The sequence below is a fragment of the Ligilactobacillus salivarius DSM 20555 = ATCC 11741 genome (assembly GCF_001435955.1).
Classification (GTDB): Bacteria; Bacillota; Bacilli; order Lactobacillales; family Lactobacillaceae; genus Ligilactobacillus; species Ligilactobacillus salivarius.
On the sequence record NZ_AYYT01000014.1, the window covers coordinates 33,538 to 49,445 of the forward strand.

Below are 15,908 nucleotides of genomic sequence, written 5' to 3' on the forward strand. Positions count from 1 at the left end.
TTAACTGTACTAACTTAGTTCAAATTCTACTCTTGATAAGAAAATTTTGTCAATATTTTCAGAGAATTTTATGTCCGTCTGACTTTCTTTCCCATCATATAAGTTGTTATCCAAATTACTAAGATTATTGAAATTGATGAGAATAAAACTTCCATTGATTCTGCTACAAATATTTTGGAATTTAAGTAATATCCAAATGTCGCATCTAATTTATATAGCAAGATGAATAATGCTAAATCTCCACCAAACATTCCAAAAAATAAAGTGTTAAATGTCATACCCATAATTTGTAATCCTATATTTCGTCCACTTGTGTATAAAGCCGGCAACGTTATGTCTGGTTGTTGTTCAATTATTTCATCTAAACCACTTGCAATAGCAATCGCAGCTTCTGCAATTGCTCCTAAAGTACTCAAGATCATAGTTGAAATTACGATACTTTCAAAATTTACTCCGATTAATAAATTAAAAGCTTCTATTTCTTCAGATTGTTCCGGACTAAAGCCTTGAATTCCAACTAGTTTAATGAAAGGAACCATAACTACAACAACTATCGCTAATGAAATCAAAGTAGCTTCAAAAGCAATATTAGTGGTTTTTTCATCGCTATTTCCCATATAAATAGTAACAGCTAAAATCGCAATTCCTGCAAAAATAGTTGTCCACAAAGCAGGTATCCCTATTGAAATAAAAATTACAGTTAGAAATAAAAGTATGAAATTTAATGCTACGCTGGAAAAAGAGGCTAATCCTCTTTTTCCACCAACTATCCACATTAGTATAAATAAAATTATTGTTAGTAGTGTGATTGTACTCATTTGTTATCACTACCCAATACTAATGAACTCAGTAAACTAGCCGAAGGAATAACTAACGTAATCCCTATTCCACTAATTAAACTTTGAATAATGCCTAATGACATTGTCCATTCAAACGTATATGCAATTGAATTTCCAGTTCTGAAAAATAAAACTGCCATTGTTACTGTTTCAGCAAAAAAGATTAATAGCAAGACATTTACCAATGGTCCCATTATTGATTTTCCAACATTTTGTCCTGAAATAAATAATTGCTTTCTAGAAATTCCAGGTTGAGTACGTTTCATTTCAAATAATGTTGATACAATATCTGTTGCTGCATCCATAACAGCTCCTAGTAATCCAATTACAGTCGCTGCTAGAAATAATTGTTTTGGTGATTGTGTAGCAAAGTCTAGAGCCTCATAATGTACTCCCTTGTCATTGGTTACTTGCATCGCCACTACTCCAATTATCATCGCTAAAGTTGTTCCGATAAATATTGAACTAAATGTTACTAGACATTGCCAATTAAAACCAATTACTAACACCAAAGATAAAGCCAGAAAAATTACCGCAACTGTTGCGAATATCCAAAAGAAATTATTGATATTCCACTTAACATCTAGTTGTACACATAATAGAAAAATTATGAAATTTAAAATAACACTTATTAGCGATGTAAATCCTCGAATTTGTGTAACTAAGAATAGTAGTACTACTACCGCCCAACACAACATTATTAAATAAACATCTCGTTTATAATTATTTATCATTGCCATCAATTTACCGTCTGACTTTTCAAACTTTATGAAAACTTTTTGTCCTCGATAAAATCTTTGATCATATCCGCCTGATTTAGAAAAAGTATTCTTGGCTGTTAACACTTCTCCTTTTCTATGACCGTTAAGAACTTTCACTTTTAAAGTTTGTTCCGTCGTCATATCCTTATTTTTATATGTATCTTCTGTTTTAGTTGCTTTTGAATTTGTTACACTCACAATTTGAGCGACTGGATCTTTATATAAAAAAGCATCATTATCAACTAAAAAATAGATAAGAATACCACTTAAAATTATTAATAGCCATTCTATTAAATATTTTTTCTTTACTCTCATCAACTCTACACCTCTCAATCTTTACTAACGTACCACTTTTTATTTCTCAGAAAAAGAATCTGAATTAAACTTTACTAAGTCTTTGAATTTGCTACAATTAGTATATCATTGATATCGAGGTGTATTACATGAACACTGAAAAAGCTGTTTTAAATTATTTTATCCAAAATCTAGGAAATTATACATCTGGAGAAGAATTATCAAATAAACTAAATATCTCTCGCACAGCGGTCTGGAAAGCTGTCAAACAATTAAAAGAACAAGGCTATGAAATTTCCAGTAAAACAAGAAAAGGATATTGTCTAGTTGATAATGGAGTATTGAATACTGCGTTTATTAACAAATATTTACATACTGATAATCTTGATCTGCATGTTTATGAAACTATTGGTTCAACTAACTCTGAAGCTAAAAATATCAGTAGTCAACGTCATTCTACTGAGCCACTGGTAATTATTAGTGACCAACAAACGGCAGGTTACGGACGCTATGGCAGAAAATTCGAATCACCTAAGAATACCGGTATTTATATGAGCATCTTGCTTGAAAATCAACATCAAAATGATTTAAATCCTGGTTTGTTGACTACTGCTGTCGCTATTGCGGTTAGTCGTACTATCAAAAAGTTATTCCACAAAACCGTTGAAATTAAATGGGTTAACGACGTGTTACTTGATGGCAAAAAAATTTGTGGCATTTTAACTGAGGGTGTTGCTAACCTTGAAACTCAAAGTATCTCACAAGTTATTATCGGAATTGGTATAAACTATACTACTCCCCTAGAAGTATTCCCTGCTGAACTTAGGGAAAGAGTTGGTTCACTTAAAGAGTTAGCTGAAAAATACCATGTATCCAGAAATATGTTTATTGCATGTTGCTTAGATGAATTTTTCGCTATTTATCGTAACTATACTTCTGCTGATTTTATGGATGAATATCGTAAATTATCTGTTGTTATCGGTAAAGAAGTTCGCATTAAACAAGGAAATAAAATAATAACTGGTGTAGTTTCTACCATTGATGATTTGGGAAGAATTGTCCTTACTGATGGACAAATTTTCAGTTCCGGTGAAGTCACCAAAATTAGATATTAAGAAAAAGACCTGGAATTTTCATTCCAGGCTTTTTTGTCAATTTAGTATTTTATAATTCAAATGGTTTGTCAATTTCAGTTGTAAATTTCATATTTTCAGGAACGTCTTTCCAAAAATCATTTACATCTTGCTTAATTGGTGGGAACGTATTGAAGTGATATGGAATAACTTTTTTAGCATCAATTAATGAAGCAGCATAGGCAGCATCGTCAGGTCCCATTGTATAATAATCGCCAATTGGTAAGAATGCCAAGTCAATTTGTTGCTTACGTCCAACTAGCTTCATATCACTGAATAAACCAGTATCTCCAGCGATATAAATTAATTTTCCTTCAATTTTTAAAGCTAAGCCTGTTGCCATACCTAAAGGCACATTAGCAGTAGTATGCCAAGCTGGGATGATCTTAACATCGCCCCAATCAAAATGCACTGTTCCACCATAATTAGGACCTTCAACTTTGAAACCTTTTTGTGCGTAATCATTAGCCATATCCATTTCTGTTACAATTGTCGCACCTGACTTTTTAGCTAATTCTTCCGTATCTCCCACATGATCATGATGTGAATGAGTTAATAGAATATAATCTGGATTAAAATCTTCTGGTTTAGTCTTAGTAAATGGATTTCCAGTAATAAAAGGATCAATTAGAATTTGCTTTCCATCAACTTGAATTTCAATAAAAGCATGTCCATGCCAAGTAATTTTCATATTATCACCTCAAAACTATTATAAGAAAAAAGTCATGCACTTCCAACAGAAGGGCATGACCTTGTATTTTCTTAATATAATTTTTCAACTTGTTCTTGAACTGAATCTAATGCCAAGAATTCATCGTAAGTAGTGTCAAAACGATCAACAATTCCTTTAGGCCCTACTTCGATAATATGATTTGCGATTGTTTGAATATACTCATGATCATGAGATGTAAAAATAATCGAACCTTTGAAATCAATCATGGAATTATTAAGTGAAGTAATTGATTCTAAGTCTAAATGGTTAGTTGGATCATCCATCAATAGCACATTAGCACGCTCTAACATCATTTTAGCTAGAATACAACGAACCTTTTCGCCACCAGATAACACTTTGATTTGCTTATCAATATCATCGCCTGAGAATAACATTTTACCTAAGAATCCACGTAAGAAAGTATTATCATTTTGTTCTTTAGTAGCAAATTGACGTAACCAATCTAAAATGCTTAATTCATCATTATCAAAACTAGCATTTAAGTCTTTTGACATGTAACTTTGACTTGTTGTTTGTCCCCAAGTTACAGTACCTTCATCGGGTTCAATTTCACCAGCTAAGATTTGCATTAAAGTTGTGGTTGCTAAGTCATTACGTGATAATAAAGCTACTTTTTCGCCAGGACGAATAATAAAACTTACGTTATCAAGAATCTTCTCACCATCAATAGTATGGCTAACATTTTCAACCTTAACTAAGTCATTTCCTAATTCACGTTCCATTTCAAATTTGATAAATGGATACTTTCTTGATGATGGCTTAATGTCATCCAAAGTAATTTTTTCAAGTTGTTTCTTACGTGATGTAGCTTGTTTAGATTTAGAAGCATTAGCAGAGAAACGTGCAATAAATTCTTGCAATTCCTTGATTTTTTCTTCTTTCTTAGCATTTGCATTTGCTTGAAGTTTAGCAGCTAACTGACTAGATTCTAACCAGAAGTCATAGTTACCAACATATAACTTAATCTTGCCATAGTCCACATCACACATATGTGTACATACTTGGTTTAAGAAATGACGGTCATGAGATACCACAATTACAATATTTTGATAATCTGCTAAAAAGTCTTCTAGCCATGAAATTGTATGTACATCTAAACCGTTTGTTGGCTCGTCTAATAGTAAAATATCAGGTTCACCAAATAAAGCCTGTGCTAATAAAACTTTAACCTTATCACTTTCAGGTAATTCGCTCATCTTAGCATCATGCAAGGATTCTGGTATGCCTAAAGATTGTAGAAGTTGTGATGCTTCTGCTTCTGCATTCCAACCATCCATCTCTGCAAATTCAGCTTCAAGTTCTGCAGCCTTAATCCCATCTTCTTCAGAAAAGTCAGGCTTAGCATAAATTGCATCTTTCTCTTTCATAATTTGATAGAGCTTTTTATGGCCTTGAATGACAGTTTCCATTACTGTGAATTCTTCAAAACCAAAGTGGTCTTGGTTCAAGCTTGAAATACGTTCATTACTACCAATTGAAATATTTCCAGTTGTTGGTTCTAACTTTCCTTCAAGTAACTTTAAGAAAGTAGACTTTCCAGCACCATTAGCACCAATAATACCGTAGCAGTTTCCTGGAGTGAATTTCAAATTAACATCATCATAGAGTAAACGTCCAGAAAAGTTTAAACTTAAATCACTTACAGTAATCAAATAAATTTCCTCGTTTCATTAAAAGTAATAAGTTCAATTTAGCATAATTCTATTGTTAAAGACAAGCTAAATTATTAGTTTTTTAATTTCGCCATAACTTTTGTCGCTATTTTTAATACTTTTAGATGTGAATTAATTCCAAAATCTCGTTCATCATAATTATCAACATCTTTCAGTGAGTCCGCTGTGAATAAAATCTGCGCAAAATCCACATTTCTAAATTGTGCACATGCAGCTAAAGCAGCACATTCCATCTCGACTGTAGCGACTCCTTGTTTACGATAACGATTGACTAACTCTATAGTTTCTCGATAAAATCCATCGGTTGTCCATGTTGTAACTTCATGAATTCGATAATTAAAATCTTGTAGTATTTGTTCTACTCGCTGTACAAACTTTGAATTTAATTCAATACTTTCACTAGCTGGTAAATAGTGCAACGATGTTCCTTCATCTCTAATTGCTTTTGTTGGAATAACAAACTCATTTTCTTCAAAATCTTCTAGTGAACCACAAGAACCAACAGCTAATACCTGTTTTACTCCATAACCAATTAGCCAATCTAATAGTTGTGTAGCTGCAGGTGCCCCAAGTGGAGCTTGGCATAATCCTATTTTTTGTCCTTCATAATCAATTTCATAGACATTAGGATTAAAAGAAATTGTCTCCATGCTCCCTACAATTCGATAAGAATATCTTGCTAAAAATTTATCAATATTTTCTTTAGTTACAAAAGCATAAATTAATTTTTTTGGCAGCTTATAATTCAAACTCTCATGGTCTGGATTGATTACTGCGTCCTGTGGATAATCATGTATAAATAATGGCAATTTTTGATAGTCCATTCTATCATCTCATTTCAAAATTAATTTACACAATCTTAGCATATCAGTATCACTCTCACAAGTTTGGAATATAGAAATTTTTGACAATAATGGTACAATTATAGTATGAAATCATTTACACAATTTATAAGGAAGTGATCTTATGAGTGAAAATGTATTTTTCAATCCAGGACAATCAATTTCCAGCTCTTATGATTTCGATAAAGCTTATACTGCAGCTAAAATCTATCATATGAAAGCTGATAATTCTGTTCTGATCGTTCAAGAAAAAGATGGTCAACCTTATGTCATCTTTGATGAAGCTAAAGCTCTACAACAAGAAGCAGCTGAAGGCAAGAAGTATTCTGTAATCAAACGTGTGTCCCATGATAAGGAGTGATTATTTTGGCAAAAATTCCTAACTATACTTTAAATGATGGTAATCAAATTCCTGTACTTGGATTTGGTACTTATAAATTGAATGGTGCTACAGGAGTTAACGCTATTAATAGTGCTTTAAATAATGGTTATTCATTATTAGACTCTGCTTTTAATTATGAAAATGAAGGTGCAGTCGGCGAAGCAATCAGACGTTCATCTCTTAAGCGTGAAGATATCTTCGTAACATCTAAACTTCCAGGAAGACATCAAGTATACGAAGAAGCTATCCCTACTATTCAAGAATCACTTTATCGTGCAGGCTTAGATTATTATGATCTATATCTCATCCATTGGCCTAATCCTAAAGAAGATCATTATGTTGAAGCATGGCAAGCTTTAATTGATGCACAAAAATTCGGTCTTGTTCGTTCAATTGGGGTCTGCAACTTCTTACCTGAACATCTTGATCGTTTAGCTAATGAAACAGGTGTGATGCCAGCTGTAAACCAAATTGAATTACATCCATATTGGTCTCAAGCTGTTCAAAGAGAATATGATAAAGAACATGGTATTTTCACACAAGCTTGGAGCCCACTAGGTAGAGCTAATTCAGTATTACAAGATCCTGTAATCGTTGAAATTGCCAAGAAGCATCATAAATCTGTTGCTCAAGTAATTTTGCGTTGGGAATTCCAATTAGGTGTAGGTATTATTCCTAAAGCTAACTCTACAAAACACCAATTATCCAATTTGGATATTTTTGATTTTGAATTATCAGCTGATGAAGTCGCAGCTATTACTAATTTGGATAAACCTAATGGCAGAACTAAGAATCAAGATCCTGCTGTTTACCAAGAATTTTAAAATTAAGATCCAAATAAAAAGGCATCTAGAAAATAATAGATGCTTTTTTATTATACGAATTTGTCTAATTTACGTTTTAGACACAGGACCAATTTTTTAATTTCTGCAAATTCTACAATTTTTGCGTCAATTTTTGAATTGGTCCTATGTCTAGATTTGACATTTTGACTTTTTTAGAATTTTTTTGCACAATACTATCCATTTAACTTCTCCATTTTTCCAAGATGTTAATTTTTCAACCTCTTGATATCCTAATTTATGTGCCATTTTCAAACTATTAACATTATTAGCTTTAATTAACATTTTCAGAGTATTTATCTTTGTTTTTGATTTAGAGTACTTTTCAATCTCACTTATAACAGCACCTGCAATTCCTTTTCCCTGATACTCTTCACTTAGCCAAAGTCCAACCTCACCCATTTTGCCATCTGGTGATATATCGCTAATATCTGCCATTCCAATAACTTTTTCATTCAGTAAAATTACAAAAGTTATTGTTGCTTCTTTACGTTCAGTGTGGATAATTTTTTGAATATATGTATGCATCTCATCTTCATTGTGAATATCTCTTATCCACTCAATCCATTTTTCCAAATTATTACGATTATCCACAATCAATTGATATAATTCTCCACTATCAGCTTCAGTTATTAACCTAATTCTTACATTATCCACCTAAATTCCCCCTTTTTTGTGCAAAAAATAAGCCAGCTACATAAAGTAACTGACTTATCAACATGTTTATTATTAATCTTCCTTGTGGAAACGATTCTTGAACAATGGACTAACTGGCTTGTGTTCATGAATACGTTTAATAGCATCACCAATAAGTGGACCTACAGAAACTTGAACAACTTTGTCAATCTTCTTGTCTTCTGGAAGATTAATAGAATCTGTAATAACCATTTCCTTAATTGGAGATTTTTCAATACGTTCAATGGCTGGACCTGAGAATACAGGGTGTGTAGCACAAACATATACTTCTACTGCACCAGCATCTTTCAATGCTTGAGCTGCTAAAGTAATTGTTCCAGCTGTATCAATCATATCATCAATTAAGATACAACGTTTACCATCAACAGAACCAATAATGTTCATAACTTCAGCTACATTAGCCTTAGGACGACGCTTATCAATAATAGCGATCGGTGCTTTCAAGAATTCTGCTAATTTTCTAGCACGTGTAACACCACCATGGTCAGGAGAAACAACAACTGCGTCTTTTTCCAAACCATTAGTTAAGAAGTAATCAGCCAATAATGGTGCACCCATTAAGTGGTCAACAGGAATGTCAAAGAATCCTTGAATTTGAGCAGCATGTAAATCAAGAGCTACCACACGAGTTGCACCAGCTTTTTCTAACATATCTGCAACTAATTTAGCTGTAATTGGTTCACGTGAACGAACCTTACGATCTTGACGTGCATATCCATAGTAAGGAATTACAACGTTGATAGTTGCTGCACTAGCACGACGAAGAGCATCAATCATAATTAATAGTTCCATCAAATTATCATTAACAGGAGCAGATGTTGATTGAACGATAAATACTTCATCGCCACGAATACTTTCTTCAATGTTGATACGAATTTCACCATCACTGAAACGATCAACAGAGATTTTTCCCAAAGGTACCCCAACAGCTTCAGCAATTTTTTCTGCTAAAGGCTTATTTGAATTTAAAGCAAAAATTTTAAGCTTTGGATCAGAATATTGTCCAGACATAACGGCCTCCAATTATTTATACCTATTATTTTACCTACTACAATAGTACGTCAAAATATAGTCTAAAATCAAGCAAATTTAGTTTTTTTCTTACTCTTCTTTAGCTTTTTCTTCAGCAATACGTGCAGCTTCAGCTACTGGATAACGGTCAAAATAACCTTTTTTGTTAACTTGACGTCCACGAGCAATTCCCATATCATGTGCATCAATATCATCTGTAATTGTTGAACCTGCTGCTACATAAGCATGATCAGCAATATTTACAGGTGCGATAATATTTGAAGCACTACCAATGAAGGAGTAATCTCCAACTGTTGTATGGTGCTTGTTAATTCCATCGTAGTTAACGAATACTGTGCCACAACCAACATTAATATCTCTACCTAATGTTGCATCGCCAACATATGTTAAATGACCAACTTTAGTATTCTTTCCAATTGTAGCTTTCTTAACTTCTACAAAGTTTCCGATATGAGCATTTTCGCCAATTTCAGCTTTAGGTCGTAAATGACTGTATGGACCAATATTGGAATTCTTATGCATTATAGCATCTTCGATATAAGAACTTGTAACCTTTACGCCATCTTCAATTACACTGTCTATAATTTCAGAATGAGCACCAATATAGCAATCAGCACCAATTTCTGTCTTACCTTTTAATTGTACTCCAGGTTCGATAACTGTATCTGATCCTACTTTTACATCGATATCAATATAAGTTGTATCAGGATCAATTAAAGTTACACCTTGACGCATCAAGTTTTCATTAATACGACGACGCATTACTTTGGTTGCATTAGATAAAGCAATACGATCATTAACACCCATTGATTCTTCAAAGTTCTTCATTTGGTAAGCAGCAACAACTTTACCTTGTTTTTGGAAGATTTCCATTACATCTGGAAGGTAATATTCACCTTGTGCATTATCATTTTTAATTTGGTGTAATGCCGCAAATAATTCTTTATTATCAAAACAATACACACCAGTATTGATTTCTTTTACTGCAGCTTCCTCAGCTGTTGCGTCTTTTTGTTCAACAATTTTTTCCACAATTCCAATTTCATTACGGATGATACGACCATAGCCAAATGGATTTTCAGCATGAGCTGTTAAAACTGTAGCTACCGCACCTTTAGATTTGTGATATTCAAATAATTCTTCAAATGTCTTTGCTGTGAAAAGAGGTGTATCTCCACAAGCAATTAAAGTCATACCATCTTTATCACCAAGTAACTTTTCAGCTTGTAAAACAGCATGTCCTGTTCCTAATTGTTCTGCTTGTAAAGCGTATTTTGTACGATCACCTAAAGTCTTTTCAACCATTTCAGCACCGTGACCTACAACTGTCACAATTTCATCCATGTTATTCTTTTCAATTTCAGTTAATACATGATCTACCATTGGCTTTCCACATACTGGATGTAGTACTTTATATAGCTTTGATTTCATGCGTGTTCCTTGACCAGCAGCCAAGATGATAGCATATTTAGAAGTCATAATATTTCTCCTTGTCAAATTAATATTTACTACTGTATCATACTCTATTTTTACCACTGATAACAAGGTTTGAAACTGAAGTCAAAATAAATCTTAATCAAGATTAGATTGCGTTCTTAGTATTCTCTTTAATTTCTAACAATTATGCTAAATTCTTAGACTTTTTCCCTAAGAAAAGTAGTACAACGATAACGATGATGTTAACTACAATTCCACTAATTAGAAAGACTGTTGGATAATCAATTTTAGCGAATAAAGTACTGTAAATCAGCACTCCAACTGGTGTGAGAAGTTGTGCTAATGTATACAAGAATGTCATAACTTTTCCTAAATTTTCTTTAGGAATTACTTCTTGAACATAGGTAAATAATGGAGGATCGGATAATGCAGTTGAAATTCCTAAAATTAGTTCAAATACGATGAAGATTATCAAAGTCTCATGTTTAAAGAATGATAATGAGATCCCTAAGATCAATAATGCTACCGCAAAAGAAGAATATAGTCTTATGATAAATCTAGTAATATTCTTTATATTAATTGCAGCTATTACTGCTCCTCCTAGAACTACTCCAATAGAATACAAACTTTGAATATCTCCACTGACTACTGAGCTGTATTTTAAAACATGAATAACAACATATGGAACACCAATCGTTAAAGAAGTTACTGCTAAATTCAAAAGCATAGCTATCATTGTTAATCTAGTTAATTCCATATTACCTTGCAAAATTTCAATTAACTTTCTACCCGTTTCATGTGCTTTTTCTTCATTTCTATGAGCTTTAAATTTAGTTATTACTGTCAAAAAGATAGTCAAAATTTCAGTTATAATTTCAATTAAAATTATGTATTCAAATGCGATTTTCCCGTAAATATACCCTGCTAATGGTAGTGCAGCAATCCCTGCAATCGCAACCCCTGTCGTTTGAATCGCATTTAGTTTTTGCAAATAATCTTTAGAAACTATGTCTGGAGTTGATGAAAGATATGAAATTGAGAAAAATCTAGCACAAATATTACTAATACTTACAAATACTACTGATACAACTAGTAAATTAGTTTTCACTGCTAGTGGGTAAATGATTAAGAAAATTGCCAAGCAGATTACCAAAGCTATCTCTGCTACAATCGCGACATTTTTGCGTGGATATTTATCTACAACTTTACTAATAACTGGCGATAGAATTAGGCCAATGATTGGTCCAATAAATATATTCACTCCATAACCCAAAGCTGAACCTGTTATTTCCAATAGTTTTAATGACAAAGCATAAGTAAATATCGCTGCACCTAACGCATTAATGATTGTTGTCGTTCCAGCTTTTAGTAACTGAAATAAATTAAATCTTTTATCCCCCATACAATCCACTCTTCACATATTATAATTAATTTATAATTATTTTATCATTTTTTTGGAAAGTTTCATTAAAAAAATGAATTATTTACTAAGTACACATGTACCGTAAATAATTCATTCCTATCTTTTATATTTTAATCTTCTTTTTTGCCAAAGACTTTTTCTAAATAATTTCCTGGACTTACGTGAATAGTTTTATCAATTGTATTAACACTATCAACTTTTAATAATGATGTGTAATCTTCAACCATTCGACGACCATCAAATGCACCTTCTGCAAAAACTGTAATTCCCACAAGTTCAGATTCAAATTCTTCAATCATGGACTTCATACCGTTAACAGTACCGCCGCCCTTCATGAAATCATCTACTACTAATACATGAGAACCACGTTTCAAACTACGCTTGGATAATTCCATTTTTTCAATGCGTTCACTAGATCCAGATACATAATTTACTGATACTGTAGAACCTTCTGTAATCTTAGAATCACGACGTACAATTACAAATGGAACATTTAAATATGAAGCTACACTTTGTGCAATTGGAACACCTTTAGTAGCTACTGTCATTACTGCATCAATTTGCTTATCTATATATTGACGTGCAATCACACGACCAACGTATCTCAAAACGTCTGGTCTACCAAGTAAGTCAGATAAATACACATATCCCCCAGGTAATAATCTATCTTGATGTGAAAGTTGTTCAGTCATATCTTCGATAAATGCACGTGCTTCATCTTCATCAATAGATGGGATAAAAATAGCTCCCCCTGTAGCACCTGGTATTGTTTCTAAAATTCCTATACCTCTTAACTTAACAGTACGTTTTATAATAGCCAAGTCTTCACTGATTGATGATTTAGCAGATTCATAACGTTCGGCAAAAAAAGTTAATGACACTAATGTATGTGGTCGCTCCATAAAATAACGCGTCATATCAATTAATCTGTCGCTTCGTCTTGTTTTCAAACTAATACCTCCTAAAATATCCATCATATTTCTATTTTATAATACTTAGATATTATACGTCATTTTACGGTATTTTCCTAGTTTTTTTATTATTTTTTATAATAAAGTTCGTTTTTTAATAAAATAGAAATTTAGAGGTACTAATCTAAGAAAAAGATTAAGGTAATTTTATTTTATATCTTCAGCAATTAATTTAGGAGTAAATTTTCCAATTTCAAAATATTTTTTAAACCATTGGCGATGCTTTCCTAATCTATCATCAGTTATTTGTTCTTTTTAATCTAACTGTTAGTAAAAACATTATTCAAAATCTCCTTACTTATCTTCCATAATCTTATATTCTGTAAAATATCTTTTATGTTGTTTAATCTCTCCTGATTCGTATAAGCTAATCTTATGTTCCAAACGTGCAATTGAACGGTTAAGATTGTGTTGTTTTTCTTTTAGATTAGCTAGTTGCTCTTTCAACAAATCTTCACGTGCTTGTAACGTTGAATCGCCTTTCTGAATCATTTCAGCATAGTCGATTAATTTTTCAACAGGTACACCCGAATGACGCAAGCAAACAATCATTTCAATCCATTCTTGCACACTATCATCGTAATAACGATTTCCATTACTTTGACGTGGAACTTTAGGTAACAGTCCTATACGTTCATAATATCTTAGTGTATCTGGTGTAAGATTATACTTTTCTGACACTTGGGTAATTGTTAAGTTCATATCCATCCCCCTCCATTTCAATTATCAGAATATCACTTGGAGCTAGCTCAAAGTCAAGTTGCTTATCCCCAAGAAATATAAATAATTTCTTAAAAAGATTTTTCACCATTTAATAAAATAATTAGTTGCATTTATTCTTTATAGAATCGCATTCTCTTTACTTGTAATTTGTATAAAATTAACTTATGATAGGTTTAATATCAATAATTATAAGAAATGAGGTTTTAAAATGAGTCAAAAATTAAAAGTAGCAGTTATTGGTGCTACTGGTATGGTTGGACAAAGATTTATTGCGATTTTGGATAACCATCCCTGGTTTGAAGTTACAGAATTAGCAGCTAGCCCTCGTAGTGCTGGTAAAACTTACGAAGAAGCTCTTAACGGTCGCTGGCGTATGGAAACACCTATTCCTGAACGTGTTAAGGATATGGTTGTTTTAGATGCTAATGATGTAGAAAAAGTTACTTCTAATGTAGACTTTGTATTTTCAGCTGTCAGCATGTCTAAAGATGAAATTAAAGCACTTGAAGAAAGATATGCTAAAACTGAAACTCCTGTTGTTTCTAATAATAGTGCTCACCGTTGGACTCCAGATGTTCCTATGATTATCCCTGAAATTAATCCTGAACATACTGAAGTTATCAAATACCAACGTGAACGTTTAGGTACAAAACGTGGCTTTATCGCAGTTAAACCAAATTGCTCTATCCAAAGCTACACACCAGCATTATCTGCTTGGAAGAAATTTGAACCTTATGAAGTAGTTGCTACTACATATCAAGCTATCTCCGGTGCCGGAAAGACTTTCAAAGAATGGCCAGAAATGGAAGGTAACATCATTCCATTTATTAGTGGAGAAGAAGAAAAATCAGAAAAAGAACCTCTTCGTATTTGGGGTCATGTAGATGCTGAAAGTAAGTCTATTGTCCCAGCTGATGATACAGTTATTACTACTCAATGTGTTCGTGTACCAGTGCTTTACGGACATACTGCAGCTGCTTTTGTTAAATTCAGAAAACCTGCTACTAAGGAAGAATTAATTAAAGCACTTGAAGATTATCGTGGTGTCCCACAAGAATTAGAACTTCCTAGTGCTCCTAAACAATTCATTCGTTATATGACTGAAGATGACCGTCCTCAAGTTGCATTAGATGTAAACTACGAAAATGGTATGGGTGTTTCCATCGGTCGTTTACGTGAAGATAAAGTATATGACTGGAAATTCATCGGTCTATCACACAACACTGCTCGTGGTGCTGCTGGTGGCGCTGTTGAATGTGCTGAATTATTAAAGGCTCAAGGTTATATCACTAAAAAATAAGCAAAATAAAGAAGCTTTGATTTTACGAATTTTTTCTCGTAAATCAAAGCTTCTTTTTTATTTATTAATGATTATCTTTTTCTTCTTTACGTTTAATACCTAAACCTAAAAGACCTGCTAATCCTAGAGAGACTAAGCCCATAACTGAACTGTTATTTTCTTTCTTATCTCCAGTTTGTGGTAAAACTGTAGCTTTATTCACAGTTACTTTTTCAGCATTCACTTTTGAAGTTGAAGTCTTAACAGGAGTATCTGTTGTAGTCTTTTCTTCTTGTGGAACTGCTGGAGTTTCAGGTGTTGTTGGTACTTCTGGTTTGTTAGGTTCTGGTTGTGGAGTATTGTTCTTTGTATATACATAAACAACTTGTTGGTCTCCTTCAACAACCTTACCTGTTGGATCTGAAGAACCTTCAGCCATATGACTAAATGTATAACCATCAAAGTCTTTTTCTGTAGTGAAGTAGTAACTACCTACTTTACCATCTTTAACAACAGTTATCTTTTCGCCACCTGGTAGTTCATTTCCATTTTCATCCACATATTTAACATATACGGAACCTTTCTTTTCTACCGGTGTTGTTGGTACTTCTGGGTCTTTTTCATATACGTAAACGATATGTTTGTCACCTTCGGTTACCTTACCATTTGCAGAATCGGATGTCTTATCCATTCCTACGAAGTGGTAGCCATCAAAGCTCTTTTCTTCCGTTGTATATGCTTCACCTACCGGTACGTTATCCTTAACTTTTGTTACATCTTCTAAGACTTTGCCATCTGTTGTTACATACTTAACGTCTACAGAGCCTTTCTTCTTTTCTGGTGTTGGT

Annotated in this window: 16 protein-coding genes; 4 read left to right on the forward strand and 12 right to left on the reverse strand. The window is 32.9% G+C overall.

Annotated elements, in window-relative coordinates; genetic code table 11:
- Positions 1-68: 68 nt before the first annotated feature.
- Both FC55_RS06880 and FC55_RS06885 read right to left on the reverse strand, forming a co-directional pair.
- The gene (locus tag FC55_RS06880) at positions 69-818 is read right to left on the reverse strand and encodes a YibE/F family protein (protein ID WP_003699630.1); all 750 of its coding nucleotides are present in this window, start codon (positions 816-818) and stop codon (positions 69-71) included.
- Positions 815-1,915, reverse strand: coding sequence for a YibE/F family protein (locus tag FC55_RS06885; protein WP_003699632.1), 1,101 nt, complete (start codon positions 1,913-1,915; stop codon positions 815-817). Before FC55_RS06885 ends, FC55_RS06880 begins: the two co-directional genes overlap by 4 nt.
- Before the next feature lie 128 nt (positions 1,916-2,043).
- On the opposite strand from FC55_RS06885, the gene FC55_RS06890 reads away from it, so the two are divergent.
- Entirely contained in the window at positions 2,044-3,009 is a 966-nt protein-coding gene (locus tag FC55_RS06890; RefSeq protein WP_003699633.1) for a biotin--[acetyl-CoA-carboxylase] ligase, read from the forward strand.
- Positions 3,010-3,058: 49 nt separating this feature from the next.
- Here the strand turns inward: FC55_RS06890 and FC55_RS06895 are convergent, their stop codons facing one another.
- From FC55_RS06895 to FC55_RS06905, 3 genes are all read right to left on the reverse strand, one after another.
- Positions 3,059-3,718 (reverse strand): metal-dependent hydrolase, encoded by a 660-nt coding sequence (locus FC55_RS06895; RefSeq protein ID WP_003699635.1) that lies wholly within the window; start codon positions 3,716-3,718, stop codon positions 3,059-3,061.
- 71 nt (positions 3,719-3,789) lie between these two features.
- Positions 3,790-5,412 carry an ABC-F family ATP-binding cassette domain-containing protein gene (locus FC55_RS06900; protein ID WP_003699638.1) on the reverse strand — a complete coding sequence of 541 codons (1,623 nt, stop codon included), beginning with the start codon at positions 5,410-5,412 and terminating at the stop codon, positions 3,790-3,792.
- A gap of 74 nt (positions 5,413-5,486) precedes the next feature.
- A complete protein-coding gene (locus FC55_RS06905) occupies positions 5,487-6,257 on the reverse strand; it encodes a nucleoside phosphorylase (protein ID WP_003699640.1) in 771 nt (256 codons plus the stop codon).
- Between the two features lie 142 nt (positions 6,258-6,399).
- Here FC55_RS06905 and FC55_RS06910 point away from each other — a divergent pair, with 142 nt between their 5' ends.
- Both FC55_RS06910 and FC55_RS06915 read left to right on the forward strand, forming a co-directional pair.
- On the forward strand, positions 6,400-6,636 hold the full coding sequence (locus FC55_RS06910) for a hypothetical protein (protein WP_003699642.1): 237 nt from the start codon (positions 6,400-6,402) through the stop codon (positions 6,634-6,636).
- 5 nt (positions 6,637-6,641) lie between these two features.
- Entirely contained in the window at positions 6,642-7,481 is an 840-nt protein-coding gene (locus tag FC55_RS06915) for an aldo/keto reductase (protein ID WP_003709302.1), read from the forward strand.
- Between the two features lie 150 nt (positions 7,482-7,631).
- On the opposite strand, the gene FC55_RS06920 is transcribed toward FC55_RS06915, so the two are convergent.
- From FC55_RS06920 to FC55_RS06945, 6 genes are all read right to left on the reverse strand, one after another.
- Entirely contained in the window at positions 7,632-8,156 is a 525-nt protein-coding gene (locus FC55_RS06920) for a GNAT family N-acetyltransferase (protein ID WP_003699645.1), read from the reverse strand.
- 72 nt (positions 8,157-8,228) lie between these two features.
- Complete coding sequence (locus FC55_RS06925) at positions 8,229-9,206, reverse strand: ribose-phosphate diphosphokinase (protein ID WP_003699646.1); 978 nt, start codon at positions 9,204-9,206, stop codon at positions 8,229-8,231.
- A gap of 90 nt (positions 9,207-9,296) precedes the next feature.
- Entirely contained in the window at positions 9,297-10,706 is a 1,410-nt protein-coding gene (gene glmU, locus FC55_RS06930) for a bifunctional UDP-N-acetylglucosamine diphosphorylase/glucosamine-1-phosphate N-acetyltransferase GlmU (RefSeq protein WP_035149573.1), read from the reverse strand.
- 142 nt (positions 10,707-10,848) lie between these two features.
- Positions 10,849-12,066 (reverse strand): MFS transporter, encoded by a 1,218-nt coding sequence (locus FC55_RS06935; RefSeq protein WP_003699648.1) that lies wholly within the window; start codon positions 12,064-12,066, stop codon positions 10,849-10,851.
- A 131-nt stretch (positions 12,067-12,197) separates the two neighbouring features.
- Entirely contained in the window at positions 12,198-13,037 is an 840-nt protein-coding gene (gene purR, locus FC55_RS06940; RefSeq protein ID WP_003709294.1) for a pur operon repressor, read from the reverse strand.
- 315 nt (positions 13,038-13,352) lie between these two features.
- A complete protein-coding gene (locus FC55_RS06945) occupies positions 13,353-13,760 on the reverse strand; it encodes a MerR family transcriptional regulator (RefSeq protein WP_003699650.1) in 408 nt (135 codons plus the stop codon).
- A 229-nt stretch (positions 13,761-13,989) separates the two neighbouring features.
- Here FC55_RS06945 and asd point away from each other — a divergent pair, with 229 nt between their 5' ends.
- On the forward strand, positions 13,990-15,081 hold the full coding sequence (asd, locus tag FC55_RS06950; RefSeq protein WP_003699652.1) for an aspartate-semialdehyde dehydrogenase: 1,092 nt from the start codon (positions 13,990-13,992) through the stop codon (positions 15,079-15,081).
- 64 nt (positions 15,082-15,145) lie between these two features.
- Here the strand turns inward: asd and FC55_RS06955 are convergent.
- Positions 15,146-15,908 (reverse strand): MucBP domain-containing protein (locus FC55_RS06955; RefSeq protein ID WP_155512830.1); only part of this gene is annotated, 763 nt, incomplete at its 5' end.

Coding starts and splice junctions, on each gene's coding strand:
- FC55_RS06880 (WP_003699630.1), bottom strand. CDS start 818: ATGAGTACAATCACACTACTAACAATAATTTTATTTATACTAATGTGG.
- FC55_RS06885 (WP_003699632.1), bottom strand. CDS start 1,915: ATGAGAGTAAAGAAAAAATATTTAATAGAATGGCTATTAATAATTTTA.
- FC55_RS06890 (WP_003699633.1), top strand. CDS start 2,044: ATGAACACTGAAAAAGCTGTTTTAAATTATTTTATCCAAAATCTAGGA.
- FC55_RS06895 (WP_003699635.1), bottom strand. CDS start 3,718: ATGAAAATTACTTGGCATGGACATGCTTTTATTGAAATTCAAGTTGAT.
- FC55_RS06905 (WP_003699640.1), bottom strand. CDS start 6,257: ATGGACTATCAAAAATTGCCATTATTTATACATGATTATCCACAGGAC.
- FC55_RS06910 (WP_003699642.1), top strand. CDS start 6,400: ATGAGTGAAAATGTATTTTTCAATCCAGGACAATCAATTTCCAGCTCT.
- FC55_RS06925 (WP_003699646.1), bottom strand. CDS start 9,206: ATGTCTGGACAATATTCTGATCCAAAGCTTAAAATTTTTGCTTTAAAT.
- glmU (WP_035149573.1), bottom strand. CDS start 10,706: ATGACTTCTAAATATGCTATCATCTTGGCTGCTGGTCAAGGAACACGC.
- FC55_RS06935 (WP_003699648.1), bottom strand. CDS start 12,066: ATGGGGGATAAAAGATTTAATTTATTTCAGTTACTAAAAGCTGGAACG.
- FC55_RS06945 (WP_003699650.1), bottom strand. CDS start 13,760: ATGAACTTAACAATTACCCAAGTGTCAGAAAAGTATAATCTTACACCA.
- asd (WP_003699652.1), top strand. CDS start 13,990: ATGAGTCAAAAATTAAAAGTAGCAGTTATTGGTGCTACTGGTATGGTT.